This is a genomic window from Acinetobacter sp. C32I, from assembly GCF_023702715.1.
Lineage (GTDB): Bacteria > Pseudomonadota > Gammaproteobacteria > Pseudomonadales > Moraxellaceae > Acinetobacter.
In genome coordinates this window covers 3,554,690-3,567,485 of the sequence record NZ_CP098480.1, presented here as the reverse complement: position 1 = coordinate 3,567,485, position 12,796 = coordinate 3,554,690, and the positions used below count along the sequence as shown (strand labels likewise).

Sequence of the window (12,796 nt, the reverse complement as noted above, 5' to 3'; positions counted from 1 at the left end):
CCTATGTATATCGTTATTTTTAAAGCCACGATCAAACAACTTGATGCAACTTATTCAGAAATGGCACAAAAGCTAAGAAATAAAGCCTTGAGCCAATTTAATTGCGTCAAATTTGAAGCGTGTAGTGAAAATGGTTTTGAAATAACACTGTCTTACTGGAACAGTCTTGAAGATATTAAACTTTGGCAACGCGATGCAGAACATTTGGTTGCTCAGCGTTTGGGTAAAGAAAAATGGTATCAGGATTTTAGTGTAGAAATCTGTACAGTTGAACATGCTTATTCGAGTCAAAATGGCTTGTGAATAAGCGCAAACTTATCCACATACTCAATAAAAAACGGCTGTATTCAGCCGTTTTTTATTTCTCAAGAGAATTAGAATTGGTAGCGTAGCGTCAAAGTCACGTTACGAGGTGATCCATAGACCATACTGTTATTCCCGATACCTGCATAATATTTTTTATCAAATACATTATTCAAATTAATCTGCGCTTTGATATTTGAATCAATATCATAGCCCACCATTAAGTTTGCTAAAGCATATGCATCTTGGCTAATACGCTGACTGCCTTCTCCAGTATAAAATTTACTCTTATAGTTTAGCCCGCCACCCACACTCCATTTATCCAAGGTATATTTGGTAAAGAGATTGGCACTGGTTCTTGAAGACATGGTTTGAACTTCATTCCCTTTGGCATCTTTGGCATTGAAATGTGCAACACCAAAACTCAGGTTCCAGTTGTCTTTAATTTCCCCATCTAGTTCAAACTCAACACCTTTGCTTTCAACGCCATCTACACTGCGGTAGGCTTTCTCAGTGGTTGGGTTACCATTGGTATCAGGTACAAAAACACCAACTATCTCTTCTGCAACATTATCCTGCTGGGTTTTAAATACCGATAAAGCTGCATTCAATTTACCGTCTAAAAACTCACCTTTTAAGCCAGTTTCATAGCTTTTACCTTCTCTTGGATCAAGATATTGGCGATTTGCATCTCGTTTATCTTCTGGCTTAAAGATACTGGTATAACTGGCATACCAAGAGTATTGATCCAGAAAATCAAAAACTAAGCCTGCATACGGCGTGACTTCATTATTAAATTCCCGATTACCTTCACCATTATCACTTTCATACTTCCAGTTTGATAAACGCACGCCTGTAATTAACTTCAATGGCTCCAATAAGCTGAACTTACCTGCAAGATAAGCGCCTGTTTGTGTGGTTTTATTTGGAGGTTGATACAAGTTATTATTCTGAATTGCACCAATTAATGGAATATTTGGATGATCAAAATCGAGCACAGCACCTGAGGCAATCGGAGGCGTTCCTGAATACCACTTATCTTTCTTGCTTTGGTTATACATAAAACCTGCAACAATTTCCTGCTTTAAACCACCCAGCGTAAAGGGTGCTGAGAGATAGGTATCAATATTATTTTCTTTGGTCTGAGTGGCATCAGACCAGGTCATGAAAGAGTCGAGTGTATTGGTTGCTCTATCCAACTTGCCCCATGAATAGAGCAAAGCCGTGTCTTGTTTTACTTCTCGATAAGCGTAGTTCACATTCAAATTGATATCGTTAAATAGATTCTGTTTCAATGTGGCAAAAGCAGTAGTTGTATCGGTATTCCAGTAGGTCCAATCAGAACTCACCGATTTAGACCGATCGAAATGAGTTCGGGTACCATCGGTGTAAAATGCGGGCAATCCACCCCAACGAACCCCATCTCGCTCTAAATTCTGATAGCCTGCACCGACTGAAAGGTAAGTCTTATCCGTAATATCTGCATCCACAACCGCATAGACTACATTATTGGTTTTTTCGTAGCGATCCATATAAGAATCCGTATCCTCGTGCTTCACGACGACACGGCCGCGGACACTACCATCCGCATTTAATGGTGTTGAAATATCTGCTGAACTTGACCATGCATTCCATGAGCCCAAAGAAGTGCTGACATTCCCTGTCAACTCTTTCGCATTGGCATGTTTTCGAATCATGTTAATGGCAATTGCAGGATTACCAGCACCTGTCATCAAACCATTTGCGCCTTTCACCAGTTCAACCCGATCGTACATGGTTAAATCAGGATCATTGGCGTCCATCCCCACATTGCTTGGCACACCATCAAACAGATAATAGTCGACATCAAAACCACGTGCTGTTGGATACTGACGTTCATCCCACTGATTCACAGTCACGCCTGTGACATTATTTAACATGTCCTGAAACGATGTAATATTGGCATCATCCAAATACTCACGGGTGAGAACTTTGACCGATTGTGGTGTTTCTCGAAGTGATAAATTAAGTTTGGTCGAGGTATTGGTACTTTTAGCGGTATAACTTTTCTTTCCTTCCGTTACAGCCAGAGCCCCTTCTTCTGCTTTGACTGTAATCGTTGGCAATTTTGCATTTTCTTTAACTTGATCTTCTGCAAAAGCCAATGAAGGTAAAAGTATAGCAGCCATTGCCAAGACCAGTGGGCGGGCTTTAAACAGGTTTAAAGTTGGAGGTTGATGCATGAAATATGTCCTTATTACAAGGGAGCGGTCTTGAAAACATGCATCTCATTCCCCCGATAAATTTTAAGAAGGATGCATTCATTTTCAAAAGGAGAGTTAACCAAAAACATATTACAAATGATAATTGTTTTTATTATCAATTCAAGTTTTAAGCAATAAATTTAAATATCTATTTTTATTTAATTTAAAAATAAACTTGAGATTATTAAAAAATAATTAAATGATTTTTATAAATATTTAATTTGTAGTTTGTCTATCATTATTTCCCAATAAGAAGTACACCTTAATTAGTGCACTTCAAATTCAGCATCGACTGGATCAAAACGCCAAGTCCGAATAATGCGCAACTCAGAGATTTCTTTTTTCATCGTGGCATCAAAGGGTCCAAATGGTGCACCACGGCGAACCGATGCTTTAGCAGCTTCGTCTAAAATCGCATGCCCAGAACTTTCAATGAGACGAATCGCTCGAATTCCCCCTTCAGCATTCAAAATTACCATGAGACGCACTTCACCCGCCAAACGTTGTTGTTTGGCTTGATCAGGATAATAGCGATTCCCATATAACTCGACTTTTTGGCGAAATTTATCTAGGTAAGCAGCAGATGCATCTTGTTTAGCCTGAATCCCATCGACCGTTTTAATCCGTTGTTTACGGCTAAAATTTTGTTGACGCTGTAAATATTGCGCTTCCAGACTCGCCACCATGGCAGCTTTGGCTTGAAACTGACTTTGTAGATCATCCAAGGTTTTTTTACGTTCGCTCTGCTCGGCTTGCTTTTGCCAACTCAGAACTGTCATGAGCACTTTTTCTTCGAATTTCAACTCCCGTTTTTGCTGAATTTTTTCCAGACTTTCTAATTCTTTTTCGCCCGTGGTCGCATCGGCTTGCATCGGTGCAGGCATATCGCTCGACATCCGATGTGCTTCACGGAAATCACCTGAGCCGTGTTGATCGGCTTGCGCCAAAAAGTCAGCATCTTTGACTTTTTCCTGACTTGGACGAACGGTGACCGCGATTTCTTTGGTCGAAGTATCCGAGGGCGATGGCATGGTAAATTGAATCGCCAACACCGCCCCATGCAAAAGCATCGCCAAAGCCACTGCCCCAACAAAAATTGGATCTTGCCACCAATAAGGAGACAGTTCTGAACGAAAATTTATTTTATTCCACATGGTATTTAAGCGACAAAAAATGTCCCATCCCCAACGGCAGCACCGTATAAAAACCCAACCAACATTCAAATTTTTACAAAAATGTGATCCACTTATAGTTACAGTGTTTCCATACCATCATTTTATGAAAATGTAGCAATTAATTTTGCTACACTGCAAGTCAGAAATTTATTTTTATTTTTAGTGAATACAAAGATTGTGGCATTGCTGTACTCATCAATTCACTTTCTGGAACAACTTTTATGCAAACGCTAATTTCATCTGTAGTTAAACGTCTACGTAAAGTTTACCAAAAAGCAGAAGAATTCATCGAAGAAGAAAGAGAGTTTTCACTTTCACAAGTTTTTGTGAATGCCACCATGGAACGTTATGTCACCAAAAATGTCGGCATTATGCAAGACCTGCACGCCGACCTTTATGATGGCTGGTTACGCTTATACACCACGCTTGATGTGAAAGGTCTGCACACCACCTTATCAGTGGATTTAAAGTTGATTCAAATGGAAATGAATCAAAATGTACAACTGATGGTTTTTGAACAAATCAGTAATACCCAAGTGATTGAAGCCAAATTCAAAAACATCTTTCAAAAATGGGGCTTTTATGTGGCGATCTGGTATTACCAGAAATTCCGTGAAGAAGATCCACTTGGCAAAATCTTAGAACATTTTGAGGTGGTCAAAGTTCAAGATGATCTACTTTATCTCGATTTAAACCGTTGGTTAGGTAAAAAAGCCAGCATTATCGAAACGTTGAGTAAAGTACATGTCAATCGTGCACGCGTCCGCCCTGCGGAGCTGATTGTTTGGGGTAATGTGAATCTGGCTGCAATTTTATCGCCTTCCAATGAAGATGATTTTGAAGAAGATGATCTCAATGACAGCGAAGTCACTCCGATTCAGCAAAAAGACCGTAAAAAATAAACAGCTTTAAACTGAGGTAGCATGTTGCTTGTCATGCGATGCTACCCAAAACACACATCTTCATGATTTATACGAAAAATTAACAAGCACTTAGTAAAAAACCTGATCTTTTCTTCATAATCTACAGGCATAATATCTTTAAATCGTAATGATAAATGAGCGATTCAATTCAGTCTTGCTCAAAGGATATAGTGTTATGACAAAGCAATTATTGAAAGTACTGGGTCTTACTTCGGCTGCCATTTTCAGTGCAAGCATCTCTAGTCATGCCTTGGCAATGGCGCCTTTCCAAGCCAGTTATCAATTCAGCTACAACAATAAAAACCTCGGTTCAGCCACCCGTACACTGTCTCAACAAGGCAATAACTGGACTTATCAATTCAGTGCCAAAGCAGGTGGTATTGCTTCTGCATCTGAAACCAGTCAATTTAGTTTTGCCGACAATAAAATCAACTCGCAGAAATTTAGTCGCAGCAGTAAAATCTTAATTCACAACAACACCATGAGCATTAACTTTAACCCCAATAGTAAAGTTGTGAATACCAAAAAAGATGACACGGCTCGTTCATTTGCTTGGCAAGCCGGTGCCTTGGATGAACTCAATGCTGAATTGCAAATCCGTGAAGATTTAAAAAGTAATTCATTGAAAACCAAATATCTGATTGCAGATGCAAAGGCACTGGATGAACGTCGCTTCGTAAAACAAGGCACTGAAAATGTCAAAACCCCTTATGGCACTTTCAGCACCATCAAAGTAGTCATGCAACACGATAAACCGGAACGCAATACCGTATTCTGGTTAGCACCAAAACTTGACTATTTACCTGTCAAAATGGCGCATAACGATGGAAAATCATCATACGGTCTGCTTTTAACAGGCTATTCAGGTAAAACAAACTAAGCATCTGGTCAATTTTGGCTTGCATTTTTTTTGATGCTTTTTAAAATATGCCTTTGCTTGAACAAGCATCCGTTTAGAGGATTCTCCCGTGTACGCTTTAGAACAGAAAATCTTAAATGAAGGTATCGTTCTATCTGATCAGGTTTTGAAAGTTGATGCTTTCTTAAACCACCAAATCGATCCTGTGTTAATGCAGCTGATTGGTAAAGAGTTTGCCGCTCGCTTTAAAGATGCAGGTATTACTAAAATTATTACCATCGAAGCTTCAGGTATTGCACCTGCAATCATGGCAGGTTTAGAACTTGGCGTTCCTGTTATTTTTGCACGTAAATACCAGTCATTAACACTGAAAGACGATCTGTATCGTTCTAAAGTGTTCTCGTTTACCAAACAGACTGAAAGTACCATTGCGATTTCAAACAAGCACATCAGCTCTAGTGACAAAGCACTGGTGATTGATGACTTCTTGGCCAATGGTCAAGCTGCATTAGGTCTAATTGACTTAATTCATCAAGCCAAAGCAGAAGTGGTTGGGGTAGGTATCGTGATTGAAAAATCATTCCAGCCTGGCCGTGATGTATTGCTTGAAAAAGGCTACCGTGTTGAGTCACTGGCACGTGTTAAATCTTTAGAAGATGGCAAAGTTACTTTTGTTACTGAATAAAATTTAAAACCTAGAAAAAAAGCGGATGAACACTCATCCGCTTTTTTTATTTAACAACAATCCCAGTTATATAGCACTTTGGAAAAATCTCGTTTCTTTAAGTCTTCTGGATGAATAAAGAAATTCCCCACTCCTGAATCACCCCACATAATCTCGTTTTCCGCATCATCAGTATCGAGCTGAAAAAGCAGCACATAATCTTGAACTTTTTCATTATATTGACGTGGATCAGTTTGGGTAAAATAAGGATAACCGCCTAAACGATGTCCACTTGCGGAAGCCAATTCATCATAAGGCTCGATAAAATCATCTTCGAAATCGCCCCCTTCAAATTGATCTTCAAAATCATACAGTTCATCGACGCCTAAAATCTTTGGTGCAAAGGCAAAATCACCGAGGCTAATCGGCTGAGAAGTCAGGCTAAATTCAATCGCGTATTGCCCCGTAAATGGCAAATAATCATCTTCACCTAACTGAACTTCAGAGAAGTCTTGTTTTAATTGTGAAGCATCTTCAATGACCTGCTCAAAGTACAACACTTTAAAGCCCGATTGCTGCTGTTGGTCATCAAAGTTCATTCCGTACAAATCATCAGCCGCGATGTAGAACTGTAAAATCCCCTGATCTGGGAAATTGGGCAAACTTGGAATTTCGGCAAAATTCAATTGCGCCAATAAAGCCAACGGATTGCCATTCGAGTCGACTGGATAAGTCGTATCCAGCGGTAAATAAGGTTGTCCCCCAATCTTACTTTGCCATAAAGTTAATTCATCACTGGGGGTTAGTTGCATGGTGACGGTTGGCAGAATAGTCGCCGTGATTTTTTCTAGGTATGGCTGCACACTGTTCGGCAAAGTTTCTGGTTTAAAATTCATTCTGCTGGTTATCCCTCTACTTATTTATAGAATGTAATATAAAACAAGCAGCTAAATTTAAATAGAGAACAAAGTCTGCACTACGACAGTTAATGACGCTCAATTGACCCATTATTTATCATATAAATTCTGATAAGATGAGCCCAGGCAAAATCTGCGGTAGGAATGACAATGCGTACATATTTAGACCTTTTACAACATATCCTTGACAATGGCGGCGACAAAGGTGACCGCACAGGCACAGGTACACGTTCAGTATTTGGTCATCAGATGCGCTTTGATCTTTCTAAAGGCTTTCCACTGCTCACCACCAAGAAAGTCCACTTTCGTTCCATCGTCATTGAACTGCTTTGGTTCCTGAAAGGTGATACCAATGTTGAATATCTCAAAGACAATAAAGTTTCAATTTGGGATGAATGGGCAACTGCAGAACAGACTGCACGTTTTGGTCGTCCAGAAGGTGAACTTGGCCCTGTTTATGGCCATCAATGGCGTAACTTTGGCGCAAGTCAAAATGAAGATGGTAGCTACCAACAAAATGGTTTTGACCAAATTCAATGGTTGGTCAATGAAATTAAGACCAATCCGAATTCACGTCGTTTGATCGTTTCTGGCTGGAACCCAAATGAAGCAGGTAAAGTGGCATTACCACCTTGCCATACCCTGTTCCAATTTTTTGTACAAGACAACAAACTGTCCTGCCAGTTGTATCAACGTAGTGCAGATGTGTTTTTAGGTGTCCCGTTTAATATTGCCAGCTATGCCCTACTGACCCATATGATTGCTCAGGTCTGTGGCTTAGGTGTCGGTGACTTTGTCTGGACAGGTGGCGATACGCATTTATATGCAAACCACTTTGAACAGGCTCAGTTACAGCTTAGCCGTGAACCATTACCTTTGTGCCAATTAAAACTCAATTCTGAGATTACCGATATTTTCGACTTTAAATTTAAAGATATTGAAATCGTAGGTTATGAATCACATCCGGCAATCAAAGCACCTGTCGCAGTTTAAATCGATTAATTAGAGAGAATATAAAATGGCATGGCAAGGCACTGAAGTTGTCCACGTAGTTGCAATGGATAAAAATCACTGTATCGGCAAAGGCAATGCTTTGCCGTGGCATATTTCTGCTGATTTAAAGCACTTTAAAGCCATTACCCAAGGCGGTGTGGTGATCATGGGCCGTAAAACCCTTGAATCGATGGGGCGTACCCTACCGAATCGTGTCAACTGGGTGATTACCCGTGACCCTGAATGGCATTTTGACGGGGTTAAAGTCGCACACAGTATCGAAGATGCGCTTAATGGCGCACTTACAGATGCACAACACGCTGAAAAAGCATCCTTATTTATTATTGGGGGTGGAGAGATTTTTACCCAAACGCTCGCTATTGCCGATCGTTTAGAATTAACGCATGTTGATCTTGACGTTCAAGGTGATGCGCATTACCCAGAAATCTCGGAAGATTTTCGTAAAGTAAACGCGGAACAGCATACTGATGAGAAATCAGGGGTTACTTTTGAGTTTGCGACCTACCAAAAATAAAAATGGATTGCATCGACCATGCATAATATTGGATCACGTGAGTTTTTCATCGCTTTAGGCATCGGACTTTTACATAGTCTGTTTACCTTGTTCGTGGTTCTTTCAAGTGTCTGGTTCTGCCTAGCCTTATGGATTCAACAGCCACTCGGCTCATTCTTTAGCCGAGTCAGCATTATTCTCTGGAGCCTGTTTGCACTCAGCTTGATTGGCGTCTATGTCAGTGGCCATCTGGTGAGTCGTCGCACCGATATCATTATTTATTGTGTGGCATTTGCCTGTGCTTTGGTTTGGTATTTTTCCTTAGAAGCAAGACAAGATCGGGATTGGAATCCAGAGGTTGCCGAACAGTTGAGCTATGAAAAAAATGGTGATCTTGTACAGCTGCATAATGTGCGAAACTTTGACTGGCATGCCGATGGCAGCTATGACATCCATTGGGAAGATCGCACTATTGACCTGAATAAAATTACGGGCATCAATGTCATTACCTCCTACTGGATGGGCCCACAGATTGCCCATACGCTGGTCAGTTTCGATTTTTCTGATCAAAAACCATTGGTATTCTCTATTGAAATCCGCAAAGAAAAAGGCGAAGACTTTTCTGCGATTGGCGGCTTTTTCCGTAAATACGAACTCAGTTTAGTCGCTTCCGATGAAAAAGATCTGATCTATACGCGCAGTAATGTTCGCCATGAACAAGTCTATTTATTCCCGATCAGAATGCCCGCAGCTGAACGCAAAGCTCTCTTCATTGAATATCTGCACAAAGCAGATGAACTGCGCGCAGAAGCCAAATGGTACAACACGCTGACCAGTAACTGCACCACGCTGGTCTTTGACATGGTTCAAGCGATTAATCCACAGCGCTTACCCAAAGACTACCGCTTATTGGCCTCGGGTTATTTACCCAATTACCTCTACGATCTGAAAGCGCTCAATCAAAACTACAGCATGAAAGAATGGTATCGCTTGGCACATATCAATCCACGTGCAGAACAATATGAACAACAGCCTAATCAGAGCAGTGAATATTTTTCGGATGTCATTCGTACAGGTCTTCCCAAAACTGAGTAATTTTTCCACTCATTTTATTAAAAACACCTGAACATTTACAAAAGGATACTCAATATCCTGTTCCACTCCATGTTGTTTTATTCTAATGCCAAACATAGAAACACAATGATTTGGACTTAAATTTTATGTTAAAGCCTTTTTTAACAACATGTACTTTGGCAATTGCCGTAGCAATGACGGGTTGTTCAACCACAGAATCTCTCCAAACCGCTCCCAATGCATCTCAGAAAGAAAGCATCAATCTCTATGGCCGTAACTGGATTGCCACCCATATCAATGGTGTCGAGATTAAAAGCAATGATCTTTCTGGTAAGCGCCCTGCAATTCAATTTGATGCCAAAGGCAAACGTTTCTTTGGTGCAGATGGTTGTAACCAGATTCAAGGCAGCTTTGAAAGCCAAGGAGCTATCTTACGCCTCGGCCCAATTGCGTCAACCATGATGGCATGTATCGGTCAAGACAACAGTGCACTTTCACATCAATACAATAATGCGTTGGCAAGCACAACCAATTATGAACTGAAAGGCCATGAGCTTAAATTCATGGATGCATCAGGCAAGGTTCTGGTCAGCTTTGTCACCGTGATTCAGCCGCTTCCGTAATTTACAGATCACAAAAAAATAAAAGCTCGTTGCGAACACGGGCTTTTACTTTTTCAACACTTCGTTTACTTTAATAGCATTCTTAAAATTAAAAATTGGGGAGTCTTATGCAACAAGCACTATTGGGCGGTGGATGTTTTTGGTGTGTCGAAGCCGTATTTCTACAGCTTAAAGGTGTAGAGAAGGTGGTGAGTGGTTATGCTGGCGGGATTAGCCAAAACCCGACCTATGAACAGGTCTGCCAAGGCACAACGCAGCATGCCGAAGTTGTCCTGATTGATTTTGATGAGCAACAGATCAGCTATACTCAACTGCTAAACGTGTTCTTTACAACGCATGACCCAACCACTCTCAATCGTCAAGGCAATGATATTGGTACACAATATCGCTCTGTGGTGTATTACTTCAACGAAGAACAAAAGCAGCAAGCTGAACAAGTCATCCACAGTCTGGAAGATGAAGGACTGAATATCGTCACTGAACTCAGCCCAGTACCAACGTTCTACCCTGCAGAAGAGTATCATCAGAATTTCTTTGCACGTAATCCCTCACAAGGCTACTGCAACTTTAGCATTCCGCCTAAGCTGTCTAAATTGCGCGCCAAGTATCTTGATCTACTCAAAGATGCCTAAGCATAAAAAAAGCAACTCAATGAGTTGCTTTTTTCTTGGTATCGCGTGCTGTCTTAGTTTTCACTGACGAACGCAATATCACTTAAACCTGCTTCACTGGCACGAGACATCACTTGTGCAACCGTATCATATTTTGATTCTTTATCTGCACGTAACTGCACAGTTGGTTTAGTCGCAGCCTGACCCGCCTCTTGGAAACGCTTCTCTAGCTCATCTAAGCTAATAATCTGCGCATCCCAAGCCACCTCACCTTTGTCATTAATACTAATGGTGATCGCTTTTGGTGGTGGATCGACAATTTCAGCAGTAGTCTTTGGTAAACTTAGTGGAATTGATGGGTTAGCAACCGTTGCTGTGACTAAAAAGATAATCATCAATACCAACATAATGTCGATCAGAGGAATGAGGTTCATCTCATTCATGCCACTGTCGTGGTCTTCACCCAATTGAAAGCCCATCTTAAGCTTGACCTCCAACTAAACTTTGTTGTGTCGTTTTAGTTTCAGTCTTTACCGTTGTTTCTTGTTGCAACATAGTATCGATTAATAGGCTATGTGCTTGATCTTGTAAATCATGCGCCAAGCCACGATTGAAACGTACACAGATGTTATAGGCCATCACCGCAGGAATCGCCACTGCAAGACCCAAACCGGTCATGATCAAGGCTTCACCTACGGGAGTTGCAACCTGAGCTAGGCCAGCTTGACCACTTTTGCCCACCGCAACCAAGGCATGGAAAATACCCCATACTGTACCGAATAAGCCCACGAACGGTGCAAGTGAAGCAATCGTTCCAAGAACTGATACGCCTTTTTCTGCTTGAGATTTCTCTGCAGAGATTTGACGAAGCAATGCTTGCTCAGCCACAGCTTTACGTTGTTCAAATGACAAAGGCTGTAACTTAGCTTTAAGCGTAGCCAAAGCTTGGACCAGTTGCTTATAAGCCTGTTGTTTTAATTGGCGTGTTCCTAAAATGCGCAGAATGAAAATAGTCCACGTCGCAATCGACATTGCTAAAAGGATGAAATACAGTGTTTTACTTACTGCATCTGCATGTTGCCAATAAACTGAAAAGTTCATATACGAACTCCTGATTTAATCTGTCGCAAGGACTCAAATTTATTAAGGACTAAGATCAAACGGTTGCTCTGCTCGAATCGGGTAAGCAACACCATTTTCCATATACGGTTTAAATTTCGCACTTCTGACAGCACGTAAAACTTTTTCATCTAAATTCGGTATACCACTGCTACGTGTAATACGTGCATTGGTAATTTTACCTTTTTCATCCGCTTCAATCATGACCATCACTGAACGTGTTTGGTTATCCAGATCTTTTGCAGTTACAGATAATTTTGGTGAACGACTCCATTGAACCCCTGAACCGCCAATCGATACACGTTTTGGTGATGGATCCGCAGCAGGTTGTGGTTTCGCAACTTCCTGAACCGGTTGTGGTTTTTCAACCACTTTTTCAGTCACAGTAGTCACGACCTTGGTTTCAACTTTAGGTTCAATCTTTTGTTCAGTTTTTTGAAGAACAGGTTTTGGCGCCTCTTTAACCTGTTGAACCTTTTCAATCTTTTTCGGTGGAGGTAAAGGTTTTTCAACAACTTTAACTTCCTTCACCTCTTTTTTAGGTTCAGGTTTTGGCTTTTCTTTTGGTTTCGGTGGTTCAGGTTTTGGTGGTTCTTTAATCTTAACGAACTTCACCTTAAGCGGTTCTTTCTCGATTGGTCTTAACTCAATCGTTTTCATGTGGCTCACCGCCCACAGAACTCCTACATGTCCAATCACAACTGCAACTAAGGCAGCGATGATTTTCTTTTTCATCGGGTGTGGCGTGTTGAATGTAGCAGGAGATTGACTCATAAGA

15 protein-coding genes are annotated in these 12,796 nt (G+C 40.9%); 9 read left to right on the top strand and 6 right to left on the bottom strand.

Annotated elements, in window-relative coordinates:
- The first annotated feature begins 3 nt into the window (after positions 1-3).
- A complete protein-coding gene (locus tag NDN13_RS17025) occupies positions 4-303 on the top strand; it encodes an antibiotic biosynthesis monooxygenase family protein (RefSeq protein WP_251116303.1) in 300 nt (99 codons plus the stop codon).
- Between the two features lie 71 nt (positions 304-374).
- Here NDN13_RS17025 and NDN13_RS17020 read toward each other — a convergent pair whose 3' ends face one another.
- Positions 375-2,525 carry a TonB-dependent siderophore receptor gene (locus NDN13_RS17020; protein ID WP_251116302.1) on the bottom strand — a complete coding sequence of 717 codons (2,151 nt, stop codon included), beginning with the start codon at positions 2,523-2,525 and terminating at the stop codon, positions 375-377.
- Between the two features lie 287 nt (positions 2,526-2,812).
- Complete coding sequence (locus tag NDN13_RS17015) at positions 2,813-3,700, bottom strand: energy transducer TonB (RefSeq protein ID WP_251116301.1); 888 nt, start codon at positions 3,698-3,700, stop codon at positions 2,813-2,815.
- A gap of 242 nt (positions 3,701-3,942) precedes the next feature.
- Between NDN13_RS17015 and NDN13_RS17010 the strand changes: the two genes are divergently transcribed.
- The 3 genes from NDN13_RS17010 to NDN13_RS17000 all read left to right on the top strand — a co-directional run bounded on the left by NDN13_RS17010 (position 3,943) and on the right by NDN13_RS17000 (position 6,188).
- Entirely contained in the window at positions 3,943-4,623 is a 681-nt protein-coding gene (locus NDN13_RS17010) for a hypothetical protein (protein ID WP_251116300.1), read from the top strand.
- A gap of 196 nt (positions 4,624-4,819) precedes the next feature.
- Positions 4,820-5,524, top strand: coding sequence for a DUF3108 domain-containing protein (locus NDN13_RS17005; protein WP_101237617.1), 705 nt, complete (start codon positions 4,820-4,822; stop codon positions 5,522-5,524).
- An 88-nt stretch (positions 5,525-5,612) separates the two neighbouring features.
- A complete protein-coding gene (locus tag NDN13_RS17000) occupies positions 5,613-6,188 on the top strand; it encodes a xanthine phosphoribosyltransferase (protein WP_004655958.1) in 576 nt (191 codons plus the stop codon).
- Positions 6,189-6,238: 50 nt separating this feature from the next.
- Here the strand turns inward: NDN13_RS17000 and NDN13_RS16995 are convergent, their stop codons facing one another.
- Positions 6,239-7,063 (bottom strand): YwqG family protein, encoded by an 825-nt coding sequence (locus NDN13_RS16995; protein WP_251116299.1) that lies wholly within the window; start codon positions 7,061-7,063, stop codon positions 6,239-6,241.
- A 171-nt stretch (positions 7,064-7,234) separates the two neighbouring features.
- Here NDN13_RS16995 and thyA point away from each other — a divergent pair, with 171 nt between their 5' ends.
- The 5 genes from thyA to msrA all read left to right on the top strand — a co-directional run bounded on the left by thyA (position 7,235) and on the right by msrA (position 10,920).
- Positions 7,235-8,077 carry a thymidylate synthase gene (gene thyA / locus NDN13_RS16990; RefSeq protein ID WP_251116298.1) on the top strand — a complete coding sequence of 281 codons (843 nt, stop codon included), beginning with the start codon at positions 7,235-7,237 and terminating at the stop codon, positions 8,075-8,077.
- Between the two features lie 25 nt (positions 8,078-8,102).
- Positions 8,103-8,612: a dihydrofolate reductase gene (locus NDN13_RS16985; RefSeq protein ID WP_159413829.1), complete on the top strand. Its 510-nt coding sequence runs from the start codon at positions 8,103-8,105 to the stop codon at positions 8,610-8,612.
- A gap of 18 nt (positions 8,613-8,630) precedes the next feature.
- The gene (locus NDN13_RS16980) at positions 8,631-9,686 is read left to right on the top strand and encodes a DUF4105 domain-containing protein (protein WP_251116297.1); all 1,056 of its coding nucleotides are present in this window, start codon (positions 8,631-8,633) and stop codon (positions 9,684-9,686) included.
- 125 nt (positions 9,687-9,811) lie between these two features.
- Positions 9,812-10,288 carry an META domain-containing protein gene (locus NDN13_RS16975; RefSeq protein ID WP_251116296.1) on the top strand — a complete coding sequence of 159 codons (477 nt, stop codon included), beginning with the start codon at positions 9,812-9,814 and terminating at the stop codon, positions 10,286-10,288.
- A 107-nt stretch (positions 10,289-10,395) separates the two neighbouring features.
- Complete coding sequence (gene msrA, locus NDN13_RS16970) at positions 10,396-10,920, top strand: peptide-methionine (S)-S-oxide reductase MsrA (protein ID WP_251116295.1); 525 nt, start codon at positions 10,396-10,398, stop codon at positions 10,918-10,920.
- Positions 10,921-10,973: 53 nt separating this feature from the next.
- On the opposite strand, the gene NDN13_RS16965 is transcribed toward msrA, so the two are convergent.
- The 3 genes from NDN13_RS16965 to NDN13_RS16955 are packed head-to-tail and all read right to left on the bottom strand — an operon-like array spanning position 10,974 to position 12,792.
- Entirely contained in the window at positions 10,974-11,378 is a 405-nt protein-coding gene (locus NDN13_RS16965) for an ExbD/TolR family protein (protein WP_101237624.1), read from the bottom strand.
- A 1-nt stretch (position 11,379) separates the two neighbouring features.
- Positions 11,380-12,000, bottom strand: a complete 621-nt coding sequence (locus NDN13_RS16960; RefSeq protein ID WP_101237625.1) for a MotA/TolQ/ExbB proton channel family protein — start codon at positions 11,998-12,000, stop codon at positions 11,380-11,382.
- Positions 12,001-12,042: 42 nt separating this feature from the next.
- Positions 12,043-12,792 (bottom strand): energy transducer TonB, encoded by a 750-nt coding sequence (locus NDN13_RS16955; protein ID WP_101237626.1) that lies wholly within the window; start codon positions 12,790-12,792, stop codon positions 12,043-12,045.
- Between the last annotated feature and the right edge of the window lie 4 nt (positions 12,793-12,796).